The organism is Ensifer sp. LC384, from assembly GCF_001695865.1.
In the GTDB taxonomy this organism is placed as follows: domain Bacteria; phylum Pseudomonadota; class Alphaproteobacteria; order Rhizobiales; family Rhizobiaceae; genus Ensifer.
In genome coordinates, this window is record NZ_MBST01000001.1 from 634,368 (window position 1) to 657,550 (window position 23,183).

Annotated in this window: 24 protein-coding genes; 10 read left to right on the plus strand and 14 right to left on the minus strand. The window is 63.1% G+C overall.

Features of this window, described 5'->3' with window-relative positions; translation table 11 throughout:
* Positions 1 to 206 precede the first annotated feature (206 nt).
* The 6 genes from uraH to BC363_RS03175 form a co-directional block, all read right to left on the minus strand.
* Entirely contained in the window at positions 207 to 569 is a 363-nt protein-coding gene (gene uraH, locus BC363_RS03150) for a hydroxyisourate hydrolase (protein ID WP_065786295.1), read from the minus strand.
* A 13-nt stretch (positions 570 to 582) separates the two neighbouring features.
* Entirely contained in the window at positions 583 to 1,080 is a 498-nt protein-coding gene (locus BC363_RS03155; RefSeq protein ID WP_065786294.1) for an ureidoglycolate lyase, read from the minus strand.
* A 96-nt stretch (positions 1,081 to 1,176) separates the two neighbouring features.
* Positions 1,177 to 1,680: a 2-oxo-4-hydroxy-4-carboxy-5-ureidoimidazoline decarboxylase gene (gene uraD, locus BC363_RS03160; RefSeq protein WP_065786293.1), complete on the minus strand. Its 504-nt coding sequence runs from the start codon at positions 1,678 to 1,680 to the stop codon at positions 1,177 to 1,179.
* Entirely contained in the window at positions 1,680 to 2,609 is a 930-nt protein-coding gene (gene puuE / locus BC363_RS03165; RefSeq protein ID WP_065786292.1) for an allantoinase PuuE, read from the minus strand. The genes uraD and puuE overlap by 1 nt, the downstream gene beginning before the upstream one ends.
* A gap of 78 nt (positions 2,610 to 2,687) precedes the next feature.
* Entirely contained in the window at positions 2,688 to 3,488 is an 801-nt protein-coding gene (locus BC363_RS03170; protein WP_065786291.1) for a DUF1045 domain-containing protein, read from the minus strand.
* Positions 3,489 to 3,695: 207 nt separating this feature from the next.
* Positions 3,696 to 4,838, minus strand: a complete 1,143-nt coding sequence (locus BC363_RS03175) for an FAD-binding oxidoreductase (RefSeq protein ID WP_065786290.1) — start codon at positions 4,836 to 4,838, stop codon at positions 3,696 to 3,698.
* A 38-nt stretch (positions 4,839 to 4,876) separates the two neighbouring features.
* On the opposite strand from BC363_RS03175, the gene mnmD reads away from it, so the two are divergent.
* Together mnmD and BC363_RS03185 are read left to right on the plus strand one after the other, a co-directional pair.
* The gene (gene mnmD / locus BC363_RS03180) at positions 4,877 to 5,596 is read left to right on the plus strand and encodes a tRNA (5-methylaminomethyl-2-thiouridine)(34)-methyltransferase MnmD (protein ID WP_065786289.1); all 720 of its coding nucleotides are present in this window, start codon (positions 4,877 to 4,879) and stop codon (positions 5,594 to 5,596) included.
* Positions 5,597 to 5,731: 135 nt separating this feature from the next.
* Positions 5,732 to 7,318, plus strand: coding sequence for a trimethylamine methyltransferase family protein (locus BC363_RS03185; protein WP_065786288.1), 1,587 nt, complete (start codon positions 5,732 to 5,734; stop codon positions 7,316 to 7,318).
* Between the two features lie 88 nt (positions 7,319 to 7,406).
* On the opposite strand, the gene BC363_RS03190 is transcribed toward BC363_RS03185, so the two are convergent.
* Positions 7,407 to 7,856 (minus strand): host attachment protein, encoded by a 450-nt coding sequence (locus BC363_RS03190; RefSeq protein WP_065786984.1) that lies wholly within the window; start codon positions 7,854 to 7,856, stop codon positions 7,407 to 7,409.
* A 126-nt stretch (positions 7,857 to 7,982) separates the two neighbouring features.
* Positions 7,983 to 8,657 (minus strand): YafY family protein, encoded by a 675-nt coding sequence (locus BC363_RS03195; protein ID WP_065786287.1) that lies wholly within the window; start codon positions 8,655 to 8,657, stop codon positions 7,983 to 7,985.
* 96 nt (positions 8,658 to 8,753) lie between these two features.
* On the opposite strand from BC363_RS03195, the gene BC363_RS03200 reads away from it, so the two are divergent.
* From BC363_RS03200 to BC363_RS03210, 3 genes are all read left to right on the plus strand, one after another.
* On the plus strand, positions 8,754 to 9,053 hold the full coding sequence (locus BC363_RS03200; protein WP_065786983.1) for a hypothetical protein: 300 nt from the start codon (positions 8,754 to 8,756) through the stop codon (positions 9,051 to 9,053).
* Positions 9,054 to 9,072: 19 nt separating this feature from the next.
* The gene (locus BC363_RS03205; protein WP_065786286.1) at positions 9,073 to 10,176 is read left to right on the plus strand and encodes a DNA alkylation repair protein; all 1,104 of its coding nucleotides are present in this window, start codon (positions 9,073 to 9,075) and stop codon (positions 10,174 to 10,176) included.
* 298 nt (positions 10,177 to 10,474) lie between these two features.
* Complete coding sequence (locus BC363_RS03210; RefSeq protein WP_065786982.1) at positions 10,475 to 12,019, plus strand: DEAD/DEAH box helicase; 1,545 nt, start codon at positions 10,475 to 10,477, stop codon at positions 12,017 to 12,019.
* 101 nt (positions 12,020 to 12,120) lie between these two features.
* On the opposite strand, the gene BC363_RS03215 is transcribed toward BC363_RS03210, so the two are convergent.
* The 3 genes from BC363_RS03215 to BC363_RS03225 all read right to left on the minus strand — a co-directional run bounded on the left by BC363_RS03215 (position 12,121) and on the right by BC363_RS03225 (position 14,719).
* Complete coding sequence (locus tag BC363_RS03215; protein WP_065786285.1) at positions 12,121 to 13,002, minus strand: DMT family transporter; 882 nt, start codon at positions 13,000 to 13,002, stop codon at positions 12,121 to 12,123.
* A 154-nt stretch (positions 13,003 to 13,156) separates the two neighbouring features.
* Complete coding sequence (locus tag BC363_RS03220) at positions 13,157 to 13,645, minus strand: GyrI-like domain-containing protein (RefSeq protein ID WP_244519788.1); 489 nt, start codon at positions 13,643 to 13,645, stop codon at positions 13,157 to 13,159.
* A gap of 189 nt (positions 13,646 to 13,834) precedes the next feature.
* Entirely contained in the window at positions 13,835 to 14,719 is an 885-nt protein-coding gene (locus BC363_RS03225) for a LysR family transcriptional regulator (RefSeq protein WP_065786283.1), read from the minus strand.
* 80 nt (positions 14,720 to 14,799) lie between these two features.
* Between BC363_RS03225 and BC363_RS03230 the strand changes: the two genes are divergently transcribed.
* The 4 genes from BC363_RS03230 to BC363_RS03245 all read left to right on the plus strand — a co-directional run bounded on the left by BC363_RS03230 (position 14,800) and on the right by BC363_RS03245 (position 19,305).
* Positions 14,800 to 15,888, plus strand: coding sequence for a YeiH family protein (locus BC363_RS03230; protein ID WP_083223708.1), 1,089 nt, complete (start codon positions 14,800 to 14,802; stop codon positions 15,886 to 15,888).
* Positions 15,889 to 16,123: 235 nt separating this feature from the next.
* Positions 16,124 to 17,518 carry a circularly permuted type 2 ATP-grasp protein gene (locus BC363_RS03235; RefSeq protein WP_065794299.1) on the plus strand — a complete coding sequence of 465 codons (1,395 nt, stop codon included), beginning with the start codon at positions 16,124 to 16,126 and terminating at the stop codon, positions 17,516 to 17,518.
* Positions 17,519 to 17,522: 4 nt separating this feature from the next.
* The gene (locus tag BC363_RS03240; RefSeq protein ID WP_065786281.1) at positions 17,523 to 18,461 is read left to right on the plus strand and encodes an alpha-E domain-containing protein; all 939 of its coding nucleotides are present in this window, start codon (positions 17,523 to 17,525) and stop codon (positions 18,459 to 18,461) included.
* 16 nt (positions 18,462 to 18,477) lie between these two features.
* Positions 18,478 to 19,305, plus strand: a complete 828-nt coding sequence (locus tag BC363_RS03245) for a transglutaminase family protein (RefSeq protein WP_065786280.1) — start codon at positions 18,478 to 18,480, stop codon at positions 19,303 to 19,305.
* A 64-nt stretch (positions 19,306 to 19,369) separates the two neighbouring features.
* Here the strand turns inward: BC363_RS03245 and BC363_RS03250 are convergent, their stop codons facing one another.
* Positions 19,370 to 19,744, minus strand: coding sequence for a hypothetical protein (locus BC363_RS03250; RefSeq protein WP_065786279.1), 375 nt, complete (start codon positions 19,742 to 19,744; stop codon positions 19,370 to 19,372).
* A gap of 240 nt (positions 19,745 to 19,984) precedes the next feature.
* Between BC363_RS03250 and BC363_RS03255 the strand changes: the two genes are divergently transcribed.
* The gene (locus tag BC363_RS03255) at positions 19,985 to 20,305 is read left to right on the plus strand and encodes a helix-turn-helix domain-containing protein (protein WP_065786980.1); all 321 of its coding nucleotides are present in this window, start codon (positions 19,985 to 19,987) and stop codon (positions 20,303 to 20,305) included.
* Positions 20,306 to 20,534: 229 nt separating this feature from the next.
* Here BC363_RS03255 and araD read toward each other — a convergent pair whose 3' ends face one another.
* Together araD and BC363_RS03265 are read right to left on the minus strand one after the other, a co-directional pair.
* Positions 20,535 to 22,274 (minus strand): L-arabinonate dehydratase, encoded by a 1,740-nt coding sequence (araD, locus tag BC363_RS03260; protein WP_065786278.1) that lies wholly within the window; start codon positions 22,272 to 22,274, stop codon positions 20,535 to 20,537.
* Between the two features lie 54 nt (positions 22,275 to 22,328).
* The coding region (locus BC363_RS03265) for an aldehyde dehydrogenase family protein (protein ID WP_141690206.1) at positions 22,329 to 23,183 on the minus strand (855 nt) is incomplete at its 5' end.

Genomic DNA, 23,183 nt, shown 5'->3' on the forward strand with positions numbered 1-23,183 from the left:
GTTCATAAGGGCGACCAGGGCCGCCTCTACGGCATTTCCACTCTCTCCGTCATGCTCGGGCTCGACCCGAGCATCCAGCGCTCAAGCGCGCGGCGCAGGACTGGATCCTCGGGTCAAGCCCGAGGATGACGGGACGAGGTCGGGCCGATAAAGCAGCGCTGTCATTACCCTGGAGGTCGCCTTCCAGCGATGCAGGAAGCCAGCGCTTAGCTGCCGCGATAGGTCGAGTAGCCGTAGGGCGAAAGCAGCAGCGGCACGTGATAGTGGCTGGCCGGATCGGCAATGCCGAAGCGCAGCGGGATCAGGTCGAGGAAAGCAGGTTCCGGCAGCGCCGCGCCCGTTGCGCGCAGATAGTCGCCGGCGTGGAACACCAGTTCGTAGCTGCCGGCCATGAAGCCGACGCCTTCGACCATGGGGCCGTCGACGCGCCCATCGCTGTTGGTATGAACGGTGCGGATCAGCTGCCGCTCCTCGCCTTCAAGCCAATAGAGATCGATGCGCAGGCCTTCGGCCGGCTTGCCGAGCGCGGTATCGAGGACATGGGTGGTCAGGCGGCCGGTGCTGCTCATCGCGTCTCTTCCCTCACACTGCGCTTTGGATGACGAAGGGCTCTTCGTAGAAATACTCTTCGAGATTGTTGCCCGGCCCCTCCCTGTCGACGACGATGAAGTCGCTGACCGCGCCGACCGACATCAGCGGATGGTGCCAGACATTGCGCCCGTAATTGACGCCCTGCCGTCCGTTCGCCCGGAAGACCCGTGGCGCCCCCGGTCGGCCGCCCTCGTCTTCGGCAACGACGATGAGCCACGGCCTGTCGTCGAGCGGCGAGAAGCTCTGGCTGCCGAAGGGGTGCCGCTCCATCATCGCCACCGCGTAGGGGAAGGCACGCGGCTGGCCGCGAAAGATGTTGATGATGACGTTGGCGCCTTCGCCGACGACGTCGGCGCGCGCAAGGCCATGGAAGCGCTCGGTCGTGCCGCTGTTGATGTAGCGCATCGAAGCCGGATCGGCCTCGATCACCGTGCCGAACGGCGCGAAAGCGTCCTGCGTCAGGGTTTCGATCGAAAGAAGACGCGACATCAGACCGCCGCCCCGCAGTGCGCGTCGCCAGCGGCACCGGCATGGTCCGGTTCGACTGCCCTCAGTGCAGATGAGAGCAGATATCGAACTGATATGTCAGGCATTTTCGTCTCCTGGAAGCATGGATTGCAGCCGCAGACGAGCGATTTTCTCCACCTGCGCGCAGGCGGTTTCAAATTCCTCTTCGGTCGAATTGTCAATGCGCCTTTCGAACGAGGCGAGAATGTCCTTCTTCGTCAGGCCCTTGACCGCGACAATGAAGGGAAAGCCGAATTTCTGGGTGTAGGCTTCGTTGAGCGCCGTGAACCGGGCATGCTCCTCGGCCGAAAGGCGATCGAGGCCGGCGGACGCCTGCTCCGCCGTCGAGTCCGCCGTCAGCTTGCCGGCGATCGCCAGCCTACCGGCAAGATCCGGATGGGCGCGCAGCACGGCGAGCCTTTCGCGCGGCAGGCCGGCGCGAAAGGCCTGGCAAAGTGCCGAGTGCACGTTGCCGGCCGAAAGTCCCGTTGCGGCCGCCCGGTCGTAGGCTCGTTCGGCAACCCATGGAGAATGCTCGAACACGCCGCCGAAGCGGCTGACGAAGGCGTCGCGATCGGACATCAGAGAGCCCCTTCCGACTTGTGGTGTTCGTACCAGTGGCGAGCGATATCGACGCGCCGCGGTACCCAGACCTTGTCGTGCGACATGACGTAGTCGACGAACCGCGCCAGCGCCGCGGCGCGGCCCGGACGACCGACGAGGCGGCAGTGCAGGCCGATGTTCATCATCTTGGCATTGCCTTCCTTGCCCTCCTCGTAGAGCACGTCGAACGTGTCCTTGAGGTAGGTGAAGAACTGTTCGCCGGAGTTGAAGCCCTGGTTCGTCGCAAAGCGCATATCGTTGGCGTCGAGCGTGTAGGGGATGATCAGGTGCGGCTTGTCGGCCGTCAAGCCCGGCACCCAATAGGGCAATTCGTCCGCATAGGAATCCGACGAATAGAGGAAGCCACCCTCTTCGAGAACAAGCTTCAGCGTGTTGTTGGAAGGCTTTCCCTGGTAGAGACCGAGCGGGCGCTCGCCGGTCAGTTCGGTATGCAGCCGAACGACTTCGCGGATATGCTCACGCTCCACCTCTTCGGGGAAATCCTTGTATTCGAGCCAGCGCAGACCGTGGCTGGCGATCTCCCAGCCCGCTTCCTTCATCGCTGCGACCGCTTCCGGATTGCGGGCCATCGCCAGCGTCACGCCGTAGACCGTCAGCGGCACGTCGCGGCTGGTGAACATGCGCCACAGCCGCCAGAAGCCGGAGCGGGAACCGTATTCGTAGATCGATTCCATGTTGAGGTTGCGCTGCCCCTGCCAGGGTTGCGCGCCGACAATCTCCGAAAGCAGGCTCTCGGACGCCGGGTCGCCATCGAGGATGCAGCTTTCGCCGCCCTCTTCGTAGTTGAGCACGAACTGCACGGCGATGCGCGCATCGCCCGGCCAGTTTGCCTTGGGCGGGTTGCGGCCATAGCCGACGAGGTCACGCGGATAGGTAGTCTCAGACATCAAATCACCCTTCGAATTTTCCGGAACGGTATCATTGCCGACCGGATTGTCGAGACAAAATGACGTCAGTGCAGACGGTTAGCGGCCCGCCATCAGCGAGGCAACCATCCGCGACAACGGCGGAACGGGGCTCGGCGCAAGCGGCGCTTCGGTGGCTACCCGCTTGATCCGGTCGCCCCGTTTGGTCGCGGAGATCTTGCCGAGCGGGTGCTGCGAGTGGACGCGCATCGGCGCGCCCGATTCCTGTTCGACGAACAGCGCCAGGCTGCCGATCGTCAACGGCAGCGCCAGGCATGGTTCGAACAGATCCCGAAGCGGCGCCTCGATACGGCGCATGGCGTCCTGGCTGAGCGGCCCGGTCAGCATCATGTGAAAGCGATATTCATCCATCACATGAGGATCGCCCCAGCGATGCAGATTGGAAAATTGCGGCGCCGTCAGCCGATCCGGGTCGGAGCGCTCGATCTCGTCTTCGCTGAGCGGCGCGCGAAACGCGTCGAACTCCTGGATGATGCTGGCGGCCAGAAGATGCATCGCCGTGTTGGGGATCTGCGGCATCAGTCCCCAGCACTGGCCGAGCCGGGCCACTTCCAGGCGCTCGATCTCGAACGGCGTCTGGGCGCCGGCAAAATGCATCAGCGCCTTGAGAAGCTGCGCCTCGTCCATGTCAGGATGAAGCCGGAAGGGCGACATCACCACCGCATGAAAGCCGAAGCGGCGCGGAACGGCGGTGTGAAAGGCGATCTCGGATGCGGTCAACCCGGAGATCGACGGCAGTTCTGCCGGCTCGCCGGAATAGACGTTGCGGCCGAGCCAACTGGCAGCAACCGTTGAAAGCGGATCAGCCATCGGCGGCGTGAAACAAATGGCGTAACGCATGCGCATGCTCCGGAAATCCGCTCTGGCACAGACCCGCGACAACCGATCTCGATCGTCGCCAGGGCGCACGCAGGGTTCAAAACCTTAGAGCTTCAACAATGCCCTTAGATGGGGAGATGCGGCGCTCTATTGCCCGCGTCTTAGGTGATTTGCGTGACAGATTGACGAACCAAACGGGGCAATACCGCTCCATTGCCGGCCAGCGACTTAAAGATGTTTCTCGCGAAGTGCTGCTATGTGATTCCGGCACAAGAAGGATTCGGGAACATCGATCGACGGCAGGCCGGCGACCTCGTCGATGACGAAGCGCGCAAGGCGATGGGCGATGCCGAAGCTCACCTTGAAACCGCCGGTCAGTACCGACAGGTTTTCGTGATCCGGATGGCGCCCGACCATCGGCTCCCTGCCGGTCGATTTCGGCCGTATGCCGGCCCAGCGCTCAACCACCTCTGCCCCGTGCAAAGCCGGCACCAGCGCTTCGGCCCGCCCCAGCAGCTCAACAAGCAGTTCATCCGTCGATAGCGGATCGGCAAATTTGTTCTCGCTGGTACTGCCGATGGCGACATGGCCGTCGTCATGGGCGACGATATAGACGCCGTCGGTGAAGATGACGGGCAATTGCGGATCGACGTCTGCCAGAAGCAGCGCCGCCTGGCCCTTGACCCCGGTGCCGCTCGATCCGCGGATAGGTCCGCAGAGCGTATCGATGAGCGGGAAGCTGCCGACGCCGGCGGCCAGTACGCAATGGCCGAAGGAGATTTCCGTTCCGTCGTCGAGTTCGGCTCGGCCGTGGCCCGGATAGATTGCCCGAGCGCCGGTTCCCTCGACGATCCGCACGTTCGGCGATTGCGCCAGCACCGCACGCAGGACCGCCAGCGTCTGGCGCGGGGAGAGCCGGCCGCCGAGCGTATCGAACACCATGCCGCAGGCAGCAGCCTCCGCACCGAGCCAGCCGGACGGCGGATCGTCGCGCACATGCCAGAAGAATCGGCGGTCGCCTGCCCGCCAGTTTTGCATCGCATCCTGCTCGTGGCGAAGGGCGATCTCACGCAGATGCGGCTTGGCGAGCGGCATGATCCGCCCGCTGCGGCGGTAACCCGCCGAAAGCCCGGTTTCAGCCTCGAGCGCTGCGATCTCGCCTTCGAGCGAGACGAGGGCGTCGAACTGGAATTGTTTCTTGGCGTTCCATTTGTCCGGCATATGCGGCATCAGCGCGCCGAGTATGCCGCCGCTGGCGCCGGCACCGATGCGGCGCTCTTCGACCAGGCAAACGTCCATGCCGGTCCGCGCGGCCGTAAGAGTGGCCCAAAGCCCCATGATGCCGCCGCCGACGATCAAAAGTTCGCTCATCGATTGACCTTCTCCGGTGGCGGGATTATCGCCATCGCATGACAGGATCCGCCGCAGAACCGAACCAGCCCCCGGCCCATCAAAGCCTCGATTGGCACGAGGGCGATATGCCCTATTCCAGGGAATTTGGCGATCACTTTTATTGCCGCACCGATGGTCGGCTGGAATGCGGGCATGTGTTTCTTGCCGGCAATGGCCTGCCCGAACGCTGGATCTCCGGCGGTGCGTTCACCATCGGCGAGCTTGGCTTTGGCACCGGCCTCAACTTCTGCGAAACCTGGCGGCAATGGAAAGCCACGGTTGCCGAAAGCGGCACACTGCATTTCGTCAGTTTCGAGCGATTTCCCATGCAGGCGGAGGAGATCTCCCGTGCCCTGTCGCACTGGCCCGAGATCGACGCCGAACGGCTGGCCCTTGTCGAGCACTGGCCCGCGACAAACGACGGCAGGATCGAGATCGATTTTGGCGACGGCGTTCGCCTGAGCGTCGTCTGCGGCCCCGCACTCGATGGCCTTGGCGAGGCCGCAGAACGCTTCGATGCCTGGTTCCTCGATGGTTTCGCGCCATCACGCAATCCCGACATGTGGTCGGAGGACCTGATGCGGCTGGTGTTCGACAGGACAGCACCCGACGGCAGCTTCGCCACCTATGCCGCGGCCGGCTTTGTTCGCCGCAATCTGCAAGCCGCCGGCTTTATCGTCGAGAAGCGCAAGGGCTTCGCCGGAAAACGCGAAATGCTGCGTGGCGACAAACGCTGAACGAGGCAAACTCCTGGTCGCCACCGCCGTTTTGATGGCCTTTACTCCACCAGAGAACTGAACTGTCGCAAATGGCGGGGGCATCGCCGCGAAAAATCTGCGACAGAAATCCATCGGCAACGCGGTGGGTTTCTCATGAACGACGATCAGTTTCCGGATACTGCTACAGGCGAAACGTCCTCATCCCCGCTCGAGCGGCGACGCAGGTCCAGCGGCCGCGGTGGCGAGCGCACACGAAAATCCTCAGGCGGTAAGTATCTCAATCTCGTCAACACCCAGAGCAGGTCTTCGGTGCTCTCCGACGATGCGCTCGAAGCGATCCACGAGGCGTCGCTGACGATCCTTGAGGAAATCGGCATGGACATCATCCTGCCGGAGGCGCGCGAGCGCATGAAAGCAGCAGGCGCCGATGTCACGCCCGGTACCGACCGCGTCCGCTTCGATCGCGGCCTGATCATGGACATGATCGCGTCGGTGCCCCCCTCCTTCACCATGCATGCGCGCAACCCGGCCCGCAATGTCGCGATCGGTGGCAACAACCTCGTCTTTGCCCAGGTCGCCAGTGCGCCGTTCGTGGCCGACCGCGAAGGCGGCAGGCGTACCGGCAACCACGAGGATTTCCGCAAGCTGGTAAAGCTTGCCCAGTCCTACGACATCATCCACACGACCGGCGGCTATCCTGTCGAGCCCGTGGATTTACACGCCTCGGTGCGCCACCTCGACTGCCTCTCCGACATGGTGAAGCTCACCGACAAGGTCTTCCACGTCTATTCGCTCGGCCGCCAGCGCAACACCGACGGCATCGAGATCGCCCGCATCGGCCGCGGCATATCCATGGAGCAGATGGAGCGCGAGCCTTCACTGTTCACGATCATCAACACTTCCTCGCCGCTGCGCCTCGACGGGCCGATGCTGCAAGGCATCATCGAAATGTCGTCGCGCAATCAGGTGGTGGTGATCACGCCCTTCACGCTTGCAGGCGCCATGGCGCCGGTGACGATCGCCGGAGCCCTGGTGCAGCAGAATGCCGAGGCGCTGTGCGGCATCGCCTTCACCCAGATGGTGCGACGCGGGGCGCCGGTGATGTATGGAGGCTTCACCTCGAATGTCGACATGAAGACGGGCGCGCCCGCCTTCGGCACGCCGGAATACATGAAGGCGGTGATCGCCGGCGGCCAGCTCGCCCGCCGCTACAACATCCCCTACCGGACCTCGAACACCAATGCCGCCAACACGCTCGACGCCCAGGCCGCCTACGAGTCCGCGCTGTCGCTCTGGGCCCTGACGCAGGGCGGTGGCAATTTCATCATGCATGCGGCCGGTTGGACCGAGGGCGGACTGACGGCCTCCTTCGAGAAGTTCATCCTCGACGTCGACATGCTGCAGATGGTGGCGGAGTTCCTGACGCCGCTTGATGTCAGCGACGACGCGCTCGGGCTCGACGCGGTGCGCGACGTCGGCCCCGGCGGACATTACTTCGGCACGCTGCACACGCTGCAACGCTATGAGACAGCGTTCTACTCGCCGATCCTGTCCGACTGGCGCAATTTCGAGACCTGGACGGAAGCCGGGCGGCCGACGACCTATGACCACGCGAACCGGGTTTTCAAGCAGAAGCTCAACGAATACGAACGGCCGCCGCTGGATCCGGCGATCGAAGATGAACTCGACGCCTTCGTTGCAAAACGCAAGGAGGAAGGCGGCGTCCCGACAGACTTCTGAGGGAACGCGGCATACGTCTGAGAGCGTTTCCGGTCTCTACTTTACGCGTTTCCTGACGGGAAACCGCTACACATTCCCTGGAAAAGCTTCAGGGATAGACGGCCGAGCGCGCGGTGGCGATCAGTTGCTCGATCGGGACCGTGACGCAATTGCGGTCGATTTCGGCGACCGTCTTCTGCCTTACATTGGCAGAAAGCAGCTTGCGCAAATCTCCGAGCGTCTTTGGCGCCGCGCAGATCACCAGGCTGTCGAAGGCGTTGTCGCTCAGATAGCCCTCGAGCTTGCTGGCTACATCGACAGCGAAGCGGTGTTTTTCCTCGCGCACCGGATCACTGCTGTACTCCATCACTGAACGTCCATGACCGACGGACGAATGGCTGCGCCCCGGCTTGTCGGCCATGATATCCTGGGCGCGTTTAGGGTCGGTATGGATGACCTCCTCCTCCGGGTGCTGACGTTCGTCTTTCCGCAGGTTGACGCCCTTGACGAAGCGCGCCGTATTGCCATCCGCGGCCAGTATCCAAGTCCGGTTTTGCACGATTGTCTCCCATGAAATGATGTTGCTCGTGGGCAGGCCAGAATAAGCCTTTAATAGAAACGGATGAAGGCCCATCTGGTTCCATGACGTCCTCGATTGGGGACTTTTATCGTGTGCTCGCGGGCCTCACATGCGCGAGAGATAGGCATCGAAGCTGCGGGTGGGCGACGGCTGGAAATGCTCGCGCTCAAGCTTCATCTCCCTGATGCGATCCACCCGAAAATCGCGAAAATCCTGGCGCAGCTCGCACCAGGTGGTCAGCAGCCAGTGATGGCCGAAGACACTGAGGCCAAGCGGCCAGACGGTGCGCTCGGAACTCTGGTCGGCAAGGCTTTCATAGGCCAGGCGCACCTTGCGCTCCTCTGCGATCGCCCGGCGCAGCTCGCCGAGCATCGGCGGCGGCTTGGGCTGCAGCGCCGAGCGGAAGGCGCGGATCGGGGCGCTGCGCAATCGCGCCACGTGCTCGGGCGGAAGGCCGTGTTCGATCTTTTCCATGGCCTCGCGCGCGGCTTGCGCCAGCCGGTGGTCACCGAGCATCTGCACTGCCCTCGCACCGAAGGCCAGCGCCTCGAGCTGCTCGAAGGTAAAGGTCAGCGGCGGCGCGTCGAAACTCTCGCGTAGGAGGTATCCGACACCGCGCTCGCCGTCGATGGGCGCGCCGGAGCCGACCAGATGCTCCATGTCGCGATAGATCGTCCGCCGCGCGACTTCCATCTTGTCGGCGATTTCCTGCGCCGTCATCGCCCGGCCGGTGGCCCGCATGAGCTGGATGATTCGAAACAGCCGGTCGGCAGGTCTCATTGGCGTAATCCTGTCGCGTGTCCATGTGAGGTAATGGCCATAAGGCTGTCAGTTGACGTGTGATTAAGTCAAGCGGCAATCAACATGGAGCATGACATGACCACCAGAAGCATCCTCGAACTCGCCGTTTGCATCGTTGCGGACAAGCCGGCGGCGGCCTCCGCACGTCATCGGGCGATGCAGGCCGTTTCCCACTATCCCGGCTTCATTTCCTGGCGCGCGGTCGGTTCGTGCGAGACACCCGGCATGCTCGCGGATCTGGTCGAGTGGGAAACGCTCGACGACGCCAAGTCAGCAGGCGAGCGCGTGCGCCGCGACCCGGATTTCGCCCCTTACATGGCGGCAATCAGCGCGGTAATGCTGATGCAGCATTTTGCCGTCGAGCAACAGATCTGAGCCGGGAGAAGACCGAGAGATGGCGGAGCCGCTGAAAAACCTGCTGCATCCGGGCGTCGTCACCGCGATCGCCGACCGCCTGAGCGCGGCCCGCCCGACATTCGATCGCGGAAGGTTCGAAGCGCTTGCCGGCGACAATCTCGAGGCGCTGGAATTGATGCAACGGTCGCTGCAGATCCGCGATGCGCTCATCGAAACCCTCCCGCAGTCCTTCCCGCAAGCTGCTGCAGCACTTGGCGACTGCCTGCCTTCCGATGATCGGCCCGGCCTCAGCGGCTGGGCTTTACTGCCCGTCAGTCAATATGTCGCCGCGCGCGGGCTTGGTGATTTCGAGCTCTCGCTGTCACTGCTGCGCGCTTTGACGCCGCACTTCACCGCCGAGTTCGGTATCCGCGTCTTCATCGACCAGGACCAGGAACGGGCGCTCACGATCATCGGCTCCTGGGCCACCGACGCCAATCACCATGTCAGGCGTCTGGCAAGCGAAGGCACGCGCCCTCGCCTGCCCTGGGCGATGCGGCTGCCGAAGCTCATCCGCGCGCCCCAGCCGATCCTGCCGATCCTGACGGCCCTCCTTGACGATCCCGAGGACTATGTGCGTCGCTCGGTCGCCAACAGCCTCAACGACATCGCCAAGGATCACCCCGATCTGGTGGCAGGCTTCGTGGCCACGCACATGGCGGGCGCCTCACCGGAACGGCGGCAATTGCTGCGCCACGCGTCGCGAACGCTTCTGAAGCAGGGCCATGAGGCAGCCCTTTCGAACTTCGGCTTTGCGGCGCCCTCCGGCATCGACGCAGCCTTCTCGCTCGACCGGTCGGAGATCGCACTCGGGGAAAGCCTCGTGTTCAAGCTCGCGGTCAGGCACACCGCAAAGACGGCCCAGAAGATCATGATCGACTATGCCGTGCACCATCGCAAAGCCAATGGCACGACCTCACCCAAGGTGTTCAAATGGACATCGGCGACGCTGGAGCCGGGCGCGACGATCGAGATCGAGAAGCGTCACGCCATCCGGCCGATCACAACCCGTCGTTACTATCCCGGCGCCCATCGCGTGGTGATCCTCGTCAACGGCCAGGAGGCCGCCGACGCCGATTTCGACCTGGCAGTGGACGACTAGCCCCCACCTCATTTCGCACCTGCGAAAAGATGCACCTTGACTTTTGGGGCCAAAACGACGACATGGACGCAGCGTCACCTTCAGGCCGCCGCGTGAGCGCGCCCTCGGCAACACAGAAAGCCGTGAAGAAGGAAAAGCGCACCCATACGCCGTAACCGGCGACAGCACAGGCGCTTGACGACTTTTTTCTTAACCCACAAGTTCCCAATTCACGCGGGGTTCTTGACGCCGAACGACACCGGAACAGCAGACTGCGGTTCCGGCGAATGCGTTTGGCGCCCCCAAAAGGTATATGCATTTGTCCACCTTTAAAGATCTTGGTCTTTCCGAACACATTCTGGAAACCCTGTCCGCCAACGGCTTCGAAAAGCCGACGCCGATCCAGGCGCAGGCCATTCCGCTGGTGTTGAAGGGCAACGACCTCATCGGTCTCGCCCAGACCGGAACCGGCAAGACGGCCGCCTTCGGCCTGCCGATGATCGAAAAGCTCGTTGCCGACGGCAAGCGCCCCGACCCGCGCAACATCCGCGCCCTGGTGCTGGCGCCGACCCGCGAACTGGTCAACCAGATCGCTGCCAACCTCAAGCTGTTCGTCAAGAAGTCCCCGCTGAAGATCGGCGTTGTCGTCGGCGGCGTTTCGATCAACAAGCAGACCGAGCAGCTCGCCCGCGGTGTCGACATCCTCGTCGCAACGCCCGGCCGCCTGCTCGACCTGATCAACCGCAAGGCCGTGACGCTGACGCAAGGGCGCTACCTCGTGCTTGACGAGGCCGACCAGATGCTCGACCTCGGCTTCATCCACGACCTGCGCAAGATCTCCAAGCTGGTGCCGAAGAACCGCCAGACGCTGCTGTTCTCGGCCACGATGCCGAAGCAGATCGCCGAACTCGCCGGCGAATATCTGACCGACCCGGTCAAGGTTCAAGTGACGCCTCCGGGCAAGGCCGCCGACAAGGTCGAACAGTATGTTCACTTCGTTCCCGGCAAGGACCTGAAGACGACCATCCTCAAGAAGACCCTGACCGACAATCCGGATGGCCTGTCGCTGATCTTCAGCCGCACCAAGCATGGCGCCGAGAAGCTGATGAAGCATCTCGACCACGTCGGCTTCAAAGCCGCCTCGATCCACGGCAACAAGAGCCAGGGCCAGCGCGAACGCGCGCTGAAGGCCTTCCGTGACGGTGAGATCCGTGTGCTCGTGGCAACCGACGTGGCTGCCCGCGGCATCGACATCCCCGGCGTCACGCACGTCTACAACTACGACCTGCCGGAAGTTCCGGACGCCTATGTTCACCGCATCGGCCGTACCGCCCGTGCCGGCCGTGACGGCATCGCGATCGCCTTCTGCGCCCCTGACGAAATCCGCCTGCTGCGCGACATCGAGAAGCTGATGGGCATCAACATCGCTGTTGCCAGCGGCGAAGCGCCTGCCGACCAGGCCCGTCCGTCCAAGGGACGCGGCGGTCGCGGCGGCAATGGCAACGGCCAGCACCGCGGCAACGGCGGTGGCGGTCAGCGCCAGGACGCCCGTCCGCGCCGCGAGCGCCCGGCCCGCCAGTCGGCACTCGCCCCGAGCAGCTTTGCCGGCGACGACCTTCTGCGCGACGACCGTCCGCAGAAGGCGGAACACCGTGGCCAGCGCCCAGCCGGCCAGGGTCATGCCGACGGCCGCTCGGAAGGCAACCGCAACCACGAAGCCAAGAAGCACCACGGTCGCCCCGGCCAGAAGCAGGGCGAATGGCGCAACCGCGGTCCGCGGCCAGAGGGCCAGGGCGGCGAACGCCGCGAAGGTGGCCAGGGCGGCATGCGTCGCGGCGGCGGCAATCGCGGCCAGCAGGGCTGATCTGCACGAGCATTTCTAGGAAAGGCGCGAAGCGGTTTTCCGTCCGGAAATGCGTAAAAACAAAGAGATAAGAACGGCGGGTCGCTTCGGCCCGCCGTTTTTTATGCCTGCTGTTTGCGGTTGGTGAGGTAGACGCCAGCAACGGCAATCACCGTGCCGATGATCATCGGCAGCGTCAGCGCCTCGCCGAAGAACAGCCACGCCTGCACGGCCGCAAGCGGCGGCACGAGATAGATGAGCGAGGCCGCGCGCGATACCTGGCCCCGGCGGATGAGATAGAGCAGAAGCGCGATCGCGCCCATGGAAAGCCCCAGCACCGACCAGGCGAGCGCTGCGAAGATCTGCAGGTTCCAGGTGACGTGCAGGTTCTCCAGCATCAGGGCCAGCGGTACCGTGACGATCAGGGCACCGAGATATTGAAGCGCTGCGATGGTGCGGATGTCGCCGCTTTGCAGATGCCGCTTCTGATAGAGCGTGCCGTAGGTGACGGCGGCCATGCCGAGGACATTGATGATCACGGGCAAGAGATGGATCGGCGTTGCGCCGGTGTCGATCGAAAGTACCTTTGGCAGCACGGCAAGCGCGATGCCGAAGAAGCCGAGTACCAGCCCGAGTTTCTGCTGAACACTGAGCTTCTCGGCGATGACGACGGAGGCGGCCACGGCCGTCATCAACGGCTGCAGCCCGGCGATGATGCCCGAGATCGCGGCGGGCACGCCCTGCCCGATCGCCCACCACACGGCGCCGAGATAGAGCCCGTGCAAAAACATGCCCGAGATGACCGCATGGGCAGCAGCCGACCAGGACGTCGGCCATTTCGCCCCGGTCACAAGGCAGAAGCCCATGAAGAGCAGGATCGCCAGGCTGTAACGCAACACCAGAAACGTCAGCGGATCGGCAAAGACAGCCGCATATTTGGCGACGACCCAGCCGGTCGACCAGAGCAGTACGAAGATGGCCGGAGCCAGGCGGGCGAGCGTCATTGACCTATCCGAACGGACAAAAGGAGGTCAGCCGCGATAGACGCGGGGGCGTTGATGGTCAAAGCAATTTTTCTGATAGTGACGATCAGCCACTTGCATAGTTCCTCAAATCGGGATCGATTTGAGGATAAAATTATGCAGCAATTTTAAAACGTTACAGCGCCCTTAGCGCGTCATGCTCGACGCGCGGCGCTGTAATCGGAACCATCAGCCGTAGCGACGACAGCGAGAGTGAAACAAAGCCCGGCTCGTATTCCTCGCGATAGTGCAGCATGCTAGTGTCGACTACCATGCCCTCGGACCCGATCCAGTCGAACATGCGCTGATAGTGTGCGAAGACGTCACCTTCGTCAGGGTGATGCATGGCGCTGACGAAGCGCATGGCCGGCAGGTCGACGTAACCAGGATGGCTGGTCGCTTCCGCCGTTTCGGAGACATAGCCGACGAGGTAGCGGAAGCCGTCCGGACGATCGTTCCAGGAAAGGCCGACGAGCGTCGGATGGTCCTTCGGATGCAGCCGCAGATGATGTTCCTGCATCGCTGCGATCAACCGGCGCACGGCGCCGTCCGCCGCCTCGACGAAGGTTCCCTCCCAGAAGGAGCCGGCAATCCGCTGCGCCGGCCTTTCGACGATTTCGAACACGATGTCATCTCCTCACAGGAAAGATGCCGGTCCAGCCTCCTGGACCGTCGCGTGCATTGATAACGCGGCCGCCCCGGATGGCGATCGCCTACGGCGCCCGACTACAGCGCCGCGCGTCTATTTAGACGCGCAAAGGTCGCTGTAACACTTTGAGTTGCTGCATAATTTTGTCCTTAAATCGATTCCGATTTAAGGAATTATGCAGCAGAGCAGATCGACGAAGGCCCGCGCCGCGCGGCTGAACTGGCGATCGCGATGCGTCAACAGCTCAAAGCTACGCTCGGCAAGCTCGAACGGCAATTCCAAGAGCCGGCCACCGTCGACGAAGGGCTGGGCGGCAAGCCTGGAAACGGCGGTGATGAAGGGACCACTCTCGACGGCCGTCAGCACCGCCTCGTTCGACGGTAATTCGAGCTCGACCTTCAGCTGACCGATATCCGCACCCTGCGCCTGCATCGATTGCAGGAACATGGCGCGCGTGCCCGATCCTTCTTCGCGCAGCACCCAGCGCGCGGCAAGCAGCGCCTCGAGATCGACTGGCCTGCCGGCAAGGACGTGGCGGGGTGGCGCATAGATGGCAATCCGGTCGACCGCCACGCTGCGATGGTCGAGCTTCTCAGCGTCGACCCTGCCCTCGACGAAGCCGAGCTGCGCTGTTCCCTCCTCGACCGCCTCGGCGACGACAGCCGTGTTGCGCACAGTCAGCTTCACATCGATATGCGGATAATCATGGGTGAAGCGGGCGAGACGGGCCGGCAACCAGTAGCTTGCGACCGTCTGGCTTGCGGCGATCGCAAGCGTCCCGCGACGCAGATCGGACAGATCGTTGAGGCAGGCGGTTGCCGCCATGGCCCGCGCGAGAACGGCTTTCGCCTCCGGCAGAAAAGCTGTTCCAGCCTCCGTCAGCGCCAATCCACGGCCGACCCGATCGAACAACCTGACGTCGTGTTGCGTCTCAAGCGCGGCGATCGCCGCACTGGCGGCAGACTGTGTGACGTTCATTGCCTCGGCCGCGCGCGTCATATGCAGACGCTCCGCGACAGCGACAAAAATGCGAAGTTGGTCGAGTGTCATAGAAAATCAATCGCAAAAACCGATCAGATTGACAAGAACAATCCGTTAGACAGATTTATCAATCGGACTAGGTTGCGGCCATGTCCAGATCGCATTCCCCATCGACCACCCCCGCATCCACGCTCAATTCCCGCATAGCGCGCATCGCGCCGGGCTTGATCCTCTGTTGCCTCATAGCACTCGCCGCCTTCGGCCTTGAACGGTTCGAGGCAAGTTGGACCGGTCGGCCATGGCTGGAAGCGCTGGTTATCGCCATCCTTCTCGGCGCCTTTCTGCGCACCTTCTGGACGCCCGGCGATCGCTGGATGGCCGGCATCCGCTTTTCCTCCAAGCTGCTGCTGGAGGCGGCGATCGTCCTGATCGGTGCGACCCTCAGCTTCAAGGCGATCCTGGCAAGCGGTCCGGTGCTGCTCGCCACCATCGTCGGCATCGTCTTTCTGTCGATCGTTTCCGGCTATTTCATTGCCCGGCTGCTTGGCCTGCCCAAGCGAATGGCGACGCTGATCGCCTGCGGCAACGCCATCTGCGGCAATTCGGCGATCGCCGCCGTCGCGCCGGCAATCGGTGCCGAGGGCGATGAAGTTGCCGCCGCCATCTCGTTTACCGCTATCCTCGGCATTGCCGTGGTCCTGTCCCTGCCGCTGATCGGCGGTTGGTTCGGCATGTCGCCCTATGGCTTCGGCGTGCTGGCCGGCATGACCGTCTACGCCGTGCCGCAGGTGCTGGCGGCGACCGCTCCGTTCAGCGTGCTGTCCGTGCAGGTCGGCACGCTGGTCAAGCTCGTGCGCGTACTGATGCTTGGCCCGGTCGTGCTGTGCTTCTCGATCATCAACCGCGAGGGCGAAGCGCATCCGCTGGCGCCAAGCCTGCCTGTCGGCAATCGCCGTGCCCGCCTCGCCACGTTTGGACATTTCGTCCCGTGGTTCATTCTCGGCTTCCTCGCCGTCGCCGTGGCCCGCAACAGCGGAATGATCCCTGACGCGGCCGCCACTGGCGCTGCGCACCTCGCCACATGGCTCACCGTCATCGCCATGGCGGCACTCGGCCTTGAAGTCGACATCCGCAAGCTCGCCGACGCCGGCCCGCGCGCCAGCGCCGCCGCGATGTTGTCGCTGCTGGTTCTGGCCGGCCTGGCAGCTGCAGCGATCATCGTTTTCGGTCTCGGCTAGCTTCCCGGTCGCGCCCAAATTTCAAGCATTTGCTTATTTTCTAAGACACCGAGGTCGAGGCGCATCCAGCCGCGGACCGCCACCGCCCCATTGTTGGGCATCTCATTGCCCGGAAGAGCCGGGATAACGCGCCAGAACTTTCTTGTCCCGCGACTGTGCACGCTTCTTGCATTGCAACCGGCGTTGTACTCAAATGGTCAAAAATAAGGGGACCACGCCTTTGGCATTTGACGAAATGATGAATGCGGACAGCAGTCCGCGCCAGCCATATTCGACCTATCATGAATGGTATGCCAGCCAGGACAGAAATCGGCTCATAGCGAAATCGAAGGACGCCGAGAACATCTTCCGCAAAACCGGCATCACCTTCGCAGTCTACGGACACGCAGACTCCTCCGAAAAGCTCATCCCCTTCGACCTCATCCCCCGCATCATTTCCGGCCGCGAATGGCGCAAGCTCGCCCAGGGCATCGAACAACGGGTCATCGCCCTTAACGCCTTCCTCGACGACATCTACCACAAGCAGGAGATCATCCGCGCCGGACGCGTGCCGCGCGAGCTGATCGAGAAGAACGTGGCGTTCCTGCCGCAGATGATCGGCTTCCGGCCGCCGGGCGGCGTCTACACCCATATCGTCGGCACCGACATCGTGCGCACCGGCGAAGATCAGTTCTACGTGCTCGAGGACAATGCCCGCACGCCGTCCGGCGTCAGCTACATGCTGGAAAACCGGGAAACGATGATGCAGATGTTCCCTGAGCTGTTCCATCAGAACCGCGTGCGCCCGGTCGAGAACTATCCCTACCTCCTGCGCCAGAGCCTGGCGTCGCTGGCACCCCCCGGCTGCAGCGGCAAGCCGCGCGTCGCCGTGCTGACCCCCGGCATCTACAACTCCGCCTATTACGAACATGCCTTCCTCGCCGACATGATGGGCGTCGAACTGGTCGAGGGATCGGACCTGCGCGTCATCGACGGCAAGGTGAAGATGCGCACCACGCGCGGCTATGAGGCGATCGACGTGCTTTATCGCCGCGTCGACGACGACTTCCTCGACCCCCTCACCTTCCGTCCGGATTCCGCCCTTGGCATCCCCGGCATCATGGACGTCTACCGCGCCGGCAACATCACCATCGCCAATGCGCCGGGCACCGGCATTTCCGACGACAAGGCGATCTACTCCTATATGCCCGAGATCGTCGAGTTCTATACCGGCCGCAAACCGCTGCTCGAAAACGTGCCGACCTGGCGCTGTTCCGAGCCGCAGAGCCTGAAATACGTGCTCGAACACTTGGAAGAACTGGTGGTCAAGGAGGTGCATGGCTCCGGCGGCTACGGCATGCTGGTCGGCCCGACCGCCAGCAAGAAGGAGCGCGCCGTCTTTGCCGAAAAACTGAAGGCCCGCCCAACCAACTACATCGCCCAGCCGACGCTGTCGCTGTCGACCGTGCCCATCCTCGTCAACAAGGGCATCGCGCCCCGGCACGTGGATCTTCGTCCCTATGTCCTTGTCTCCGACAAGGTGCAGATCATTCCCGGCGGCCTGACGCGCGTCGCCCTCAAGGCTGGTTCGCTTGTCGTGAACTCCAGCCAGGGCGGCGGGACCAAAGACACCTGGGTGCTGGAGGACTGAGACCATGTTGGGAAGAACTGCAAACGGTCTCTACTGGATGTTCCGCTATATCGAACGCGCCGAAAACAGCGCCCGGTTGATCGACGCCGGCCTGCGCATGGCGCTGACCCGCAGCGAGGCGACGGAGGGCGACTGGGACGGCGTGCTGCAAAGTGCTGGCGTGCGCGAACTCTACGACGAAGTGCACGAGACGTTGACGAGCATCGACGCGATCGACTTCCTGTTGCGCGACCGCGCGAATCCGTCGAGCGTGATGTCCTGCATCGAGGCAGGCCGCCACAACGCCCGCATGGTGCGAACGGCGTTGACGCGCGAGACCTGGGAAGCGACCAACGAATGTTACCTCGAGATGAAGGCGATCCTCTCGAAGAAGGCGCGTCCGACCGACATGCCGGAGATCATCGACACGATCAAGCGGCGCGCCGGTCTCATCCGCGGCGCCTTCCACGGCACGATGCTCAGGAACGAGATCTTCAACTTCTCGCGCATCGGCACCTTCATCGAGCGCGCCGACAACACCGCGCGCATCCTCGACGTCAAATACTACGTGCTGCTGCCGGCGGTCGCCGCCGTCGGCTCATCGATGGACAATGTGCAGTGGGAATCGATCCTGCGCTCGGTTTCGGCCCACCGCGCCTATGGCTGGGTCTATGATGCCGAACTGAAGCCGGCGAATATCGCCGATTTCCTGATCTCCAACGGTCGCATGCCGCGATCGCTTGCCTATTGCTATGAAAAGATCGCCAGCAACCTCGGCTATCTCGAACGGGAATATGGCGAGCGCCACGAGGCGCACGAAACGGCGGAACGCACGCTTGCCGCGCTGCGCAGCCGCTCGATCACCGACATCATGGACCAGGGCCTGCACGAATATCTCGAGGATTTCATCAGCCAGAACAACCGTCTGGGACAGGAAATCTCCGACGGCTATCGCTTCAACTGAGTTTCGGGAGGACAACATGCACCTGAAAATCAGCCATACGACCGAATATCACTATGACGAGCCGGTGCAGTATGCGCTGCAGCGGCTGCGCCTGACGCCGATCACCGGGGTCGGCCAGACTGTGCTTGGCTGGCAGACGCTCGTCGACGGCGCGGCGATCGAGGTGAGCTACGACGATCACTTCGGCAACCGCGTCCATCTCGTCAGCGTCGACGGCGACCAGCAGGCGATCCGCATCACCGCGAGCGGCGAGGTCCACACCGAGGATCGCGCCGGCGTCTTCGGGCCGCACCAGTCCTACGTGCCGCTGTGGCTCTATGCCCGCGAAACACCGCTGACCAAGGCCGGCAAGCTGATCCGCGATCTGGCGAAATCGGCCGAGGGCGAGACCGATCTGGCCCGGATGCACGCGCTGATGGCGACGATCCATGACGCGGTGGAGTACAAGGCCGGCGAAACCCACGCGGAGACGGCTGCGGAGGATGCGCTGGAGAGCGGCCATGGCGTCTGCCAGGACCATGCCCATATCATGATCTCGGCAGCCCGCTCGCTCGACATGCCGGCACGCTACATCTCAGGCTACCTGATGATGGAGGGGCAACCGGAGCAGACCGCAAGCCACGCCTGGGCCGAGGTGCATCTGCCCGGTCTCGGCTGGGTCGGCTTCGATGCCGCCAACAAGATTTGCCCGGACGACCGCTATGTACGGATCGCGTCCGGCCTCTGCTACCGCGATGCCGCGCCGATATCGGGCCTGATCCACGGTGAAGCCAACGAGACGTTGAAGGTATCGGTGACCGTCGAGCAGCAGGCGCAGAACCAGAGCCAGACGCAAAGTCAGTAGGATGTCCTGCCGCCAGCCAAAGCCCTCGTCGCCGGTTGGGGCTGCGGCTGCACGGCGTTGTGGCCTACGACACTGAAGACCTTACCAACGGTCCGAAAAAGCCGATGATACGTGTTATTCGCTCCTGGCCAGGGTCGAGGAATGCTATGTCCAAGCCCTCGGGGAAGGATGATCCATCAGGCATCACAAACTTCCACGCGAAGCGTGCGATCCCATGATGAACATCGACGTCGCTTGTCCGTATGATGCGTGCACCGGGATGCTTGGCCTGAATTCCTGCGATATGTGCGAGCAATTCTTCCGCGCCAGCAGCATGAACCGTTGGATCAGTGTACGTTGCGCCATCGCTCCAGATCGGTAACAGCAACGCCCGTCGCTGCTGGGCGTCCTCCTTCGACCAGGCAGCACAATACGAATCGATGAGATGCGTTAAAGACATTCCATTCCGCTCCTGTAGATCATTGGTCTGGTTCGGCTCATGCTCGGGTAACAAGGCCCGAGCAGCCCTCCGATCCCATACGGCCGGTCGCCAAAACACGGATTGTAGGCTTCATTCCGACACCTCATATTGATCGGCGCAACACTCGGCGCGCTTGCCGTTGAGAGAGCTACGATGTGGAAGGCGCCGTGCCAATACGCACGGAGGTGCAAGTGGTTACCCGCCGGTAAGGTGACTGGGATGGACAAGCCTATGGAGAATGGTTTTTCGACAGCGATGAAGATGGTCGCAGGCAAGTGGAAAATAGATATCCTTTGCGAGCTCGGCGTAGCACCCCGCAGGTTTGGCCGGCTGCGACAGTCGATTCCGGCGGTCAGTGAAAAGGTGCGGACGCAGCAATTGCGCGAGCTGGAGGCCGACGGGCTTGTGAACCGAAAAGTCTATCCGGGATCCCCGACCAAGGTCGTCTATTCGTTGACGGAAAGCGGAGCAGCGCTCAACGCTGGAGCAGTGGGGCTGTGCCGTTGGGCTGAGCAATTCCCAGCCCGTGCCGAGGCTTAAGGGCATGCACAACCATGCTCATCTGGCTCTTCAGAGAGCAGCTCTGCTGAGCCGACACCGATCCTGTCGCACTGCAATCGCGGTGCGACAGGCGTAGGAGCATGGGCTGACTGGATAATTCCTTGAATCGAAATCGATTTGAGGAGAAAATTATGCAGCAAGTTTAAAGCGTTACAGCGTCCTTCGCGCATCATATTTGACGCGCGAAGGACGCTCTCGCGCGGCGCGCTTAGTGGCTGTCGCGTTCGACGACGGAACCGCGTGCGCCGACGAGGAAGTCGAGGTCGGCACCGGTATCGGCCTGCATCACCGTATTGACGTAAAGGCCGCCATAACCGCCCTTTTGCGGCTTTACCGGCGAGACCCAGGCCGCCCGGCGGCGGGCCAGTTCCTCGTCGGAAACGTCGAGCCGGATGGTGCGGGCCGGAACGTCGACGGCAATCATGTCGCCGTTCTCAACCAGCGCCAGCGGACCACCATCGGCGGCTTCCGGCGCGGTGTGCAGGATGACGGTGCCATAGGCGGTGCCCGACATGCGCGCATCGGAAATGCGGATCATGTCGGTGATGCCCTTCTTCAGCACCTTCGGCGGCAGGCCCATGTTGCCGACCTCGGCCATGCCGGGATAACCCTTCGGCCCACAGTATTTCAGCACCATCACGCAGGTCTCGTCGATGTCGAGATCGTCGCGGTTGATGCGGGCGTGGTAGTCCTCGATGCTTTCGAAGACGACGGCGCGGCCCTTGTGCTGCATCAGGTGCGGCGATGCCGCCGACGGCTTCAGCACGCAGCCCTTGGGCGCGAGATTGCCGCGCAGCACGGCGATGCCGCCCGACTGCGTCAGCGCCTTCTCGCGCGGCACGATGACGTCGTCGTTGTAGTTGGTGACGTCCTTGACGCCGTTCCAGATCGTGTCGCCGGTGACGGTCAAGGCATCCTTGTGCAAGAGACCCATCTCGCCGACGGCCTTGATGACCACGGGCAGGCCGCCCGCATAGTAGAACTCTTCCATCAGGTGCTTGCCCGACGGCTGCAGATTGACGATCGTCGGTACGTCGCGGCCGAGCCGGTCCCAGTCATCGAGCGTCAGATCGACACCGATGCGGCCGGCAAGCGCCAGAAGATGCAGCACCGCATTGGTCGAGCCGCCGACAGCGCCGTTGACGCGGATGGCATTCTCGAACGCTTCCCTGGTCAGGATGTCGGACGGCTTCAGATCCTCCTTGACCATGTCGACGATGCGACGGCCGGAAAGCTGGGAGATCACCCGCCGTCGGGCGTCGACGGCCGGAATGGCCGCATTGCCGGGTAGCGTCATCCCCAGCGCTTCGGCCATCGATGCCATGGTCGAGGCCGTACCCATGGTCATACAGCTGCCGGCCGAGCGGGCCATGCCCTGTTCGGCGTCCATGAACTCGTCCAGCGACATCTCGCCGGACTTCACCATTTCGGAAAACTGCCAGATCGCGGTACCCGAGCCGACGTCCTTGCCGCGCCACTTGCCGTTCAGCATCGGGCCGCCGGAGACGAGAATGACGGGGATATCGACGCTGGCCGCGCCCATCAGCAGGCTCGGCGTGGTCTTGTCACAGCCGCCGAGCAGCACGACGCCATCGACCGGATTGCCCCGGATCGCCTCTTCGACATCCATCGCCGCCAGGTTGCGGAACATCATCGCCGTCGGCCGCAGCGTGCTCTCGCCCACGGAAAACACCGGGAATTCGACCGGGAAGCCGCCGGCCTCGTAGACGCCGCGTTTCACCCGTTCGGCCAGATCACGCAGATGCGCGTTGCACGGCGTCAGTTCCGACCAGGTGTTGCAGATGCCGATGATCGGCCGGCCGTCGAAGGTGTCGGCGGGCAGCCCCTGATTCTTCATCCAGGAGCGGTGCATGATGGCATTCTTGCCCGTGCCGCCGAACCATTCCTGCGAACGCAACTTGCGCGGCCACTCAGCTTTCTTCTTCATTTTGTCCTTCCTTGAGCGGCCCGCGTCGAAACGCGGGCCCTGGACGGCGCCCCTTTAAGCCAGGGTGTAGGCCGTCTTGACGGTTGTGTAGAATTCGGCGGCATAACGACCCTGCTCGCGCGCGCCATGGGAGGAGCCCTTGCGGCCACCGAACGGCACGTGGAAATCGACGCCGGCGGTCGGCAGGTTGACCATCACCATGCCGGCCTCGGCCTGGCGCTTGAAATGCGTCGCATGCTTGAGGCTGGTGGTGGCGATGCCCGACGACAGCCCGAACGGCGTGTCGTTGGCGACGGCCAGCGCCTCGTCATAGTCCTTCACCCGGATCACCGACGCGACCGGTCCGAAGATTTCTTCGCGCGAGATGCGCATCGCATTGGTCGCCTCGGTAAACAGCGCCGGCTGCAGGTAGAAGCCGGGCGTGTCGCGCTGCAGCAGTTCGCCGCCGAAGGCGAGTTTGGCGCCTTCCTGCTTGCCGATGGCGATATAGTCGGTGTCCTGGTTGAGCTGGCTCTGGTCGACCACCGGGCCGATATGGGTGCCGGCCTTCAGCGCATCGTCGATGACGAGGCCCTTCATGCGCTCGCCCATCGCCGCCACGAAGCGGTCGTGGATGCCGTCGGTGACAATGATGCGCGACGAGGCGGTGCAGCGCTGGCCGGTGGAGAAGAAGGCGGAGTTGACCGCGGCTTCGACGGCAACACCGAGATCGGCGTCGTCGAGCACCACGAACGGGTTCTTGCCGCCCATCTCCAGCTGGTACTTGCGATTGTGCTCGACCGAGGCCAGCGCCACGCGTTTGCCGGTGCCGGTCGAGCCGGTAAAGGTGATCGCCTGGATGTCGGGGCTGTCGAGCATCGTCTGGCCGACGATGGAGCCCTTGCCCATCACCAGGTTCAACACGCCCCT

What these genes read in the sequence shown, in the direction of transcription:
- uraH (WP_065786295.1), bottom strand. Translation starts at nt 569, where the DNA reads ATGAGCAGCACCGGCCGCCTGACCACCCATGTCCTCGATACCGCGCTC.
- BC363_RS03185 (WP_065786288.1), top strand. Translation starts at nt 5,732, where the DNA reads ATGAACGACGATCAGTTTCCGGATACTGCTACAGGCGAAACGTCCTCA.
- BC363_RS03245 (WP_065786280.1), top strand. Translation starts at nt 18,478, where the DNA reads ATGCACCTGAAAATCAGCCATACGACCGAATATCACTATGACGAGCCG.
- BC363_RS03250 (WP_065786279.1), bottom strand. Translation starts at nt 19,744, where the DNA reads ATGTCTTTAACGCATCTCATCGATTCGTATTGTGCTGCCTGGTCGAAG.
- BC363_RS03215 (WP_065786285.1), bottom strand. Translation starts at nt 13,002, where the DNA reads ATGACGCTCGCCCGCCTGGCTCCGGCCATCTTCGTACTGCTCTGGTCG.
- BC363_RS03255 (WP_065786980.1), top strand. Translation starts at nt 19,985, where the DNA reads ATGGACAAGCCTATGGAGAATGGTTTTTCGACAGCGATGAAGATGGTC.
- mnmD (WP_065786289.1), top strand. Translation starts at nt 4,877, where the DNA reads ATGACAGGATCCGCCGCAGAACCGAACCAGCCCCCGGCCCATCAAAGC.
- BC363_RS03235 (WP_065794299.1), top strand. Translation starts at nt 16,124, where the DNA reads ATGATGAATGCGGACAGCAGTCCGCGCCAGCCATATTCGACCTATCAT.
- uraD (WP_065786293.1), bottom strand. Translation starts at nt 1,680, where the DNA reads ATGTCCGATCGCGACGCCTTCGTCAGCCGCTTCGGCGGCGTGTTCGAG.
- BC363_RS03225 (WP_065786283.1), bottom strand. Translation starts at nt 14,719, where the DNA reads ATGACACTCGACCAACTTCGCATTTTTGTCGCTGTCGCGGAGCGTCTG.
- BC363_RS03195 (WP_065786287.1), bottom strand. Translation starts at nt 8,657, where the DNA reads ATGAGACCTGCCGACCGGCTGTTTCGAATCATCCAGCTCATGCGGGCC.
- araD (WP_065786278.1), bottom strand. Translation starts at nt 22,274, where the DNA reads ATGAAGAAGAAAGCTGAGTGGCCGCGCAAGTTGCGTTCGCAGGAATGG.
- BC363_RS03230 (WP_083223708.1), top strand. Translation starts at nt 14,800, where the DNA reads ATGTCCAGATCGCATTCCCCATCGACCACCCCCGCATCCACGCTCAAT.
- puuE (WP_065786292.1), bottom strand. Translation starts at nt 2,609, where the DNA reads ATGTCTGAGACTACCTATCCGCGTGACCTCGTCGGCTATGGCCGCAAC.
- BC363_RS03240 (WP_065786281.1), top strand. Translation starts at nt 17,523, where the DNA reads ATGTTGGGAAGAACTGCAAACGGTCTCTACTGGATGTTCCGCTATATC.
- BC363_RS03155 (WP_065786294.1), bottom strand. Translation starts at nt 1,080, where the DNA reads ATGTCGCGTCTTCTTTCGATCGAAACCCTGACGCAGGACGCTTTCGCG.
- BC363_RS03200 (WP_065786983.1), top strand. Translation starts at nt 8,754, where the DNA reads ATGACCACCAGAAGCATCCTCGAACTCGCCGTTTGCATCGTTGCGGAC.
- BC363_RS03170 (WP_065786291.1), bottom strand. Translation starts at nt 3,488, where the DNA reads ATGCGTTACGCCATTTGTTTCACGCCGCCGATGGCTGATCCGCTTTCA.
- BC363_RS03205 (WP_065786286.1), top strand. Translation starts at nt 9,073, where the DNA reads ATGGCGGAGCCGCTGAAAAACCTGCTGCATCCGGGCGTCGTCACCGCG.
- BC363_RS03175 (WP_065786290.1), bottom strand. Translation starts at nt 4,838, where the DNA reads ATGAGCGAACTTTTGATCGTCGGCGGCGGCATCATGGGGCTTTGGGCC.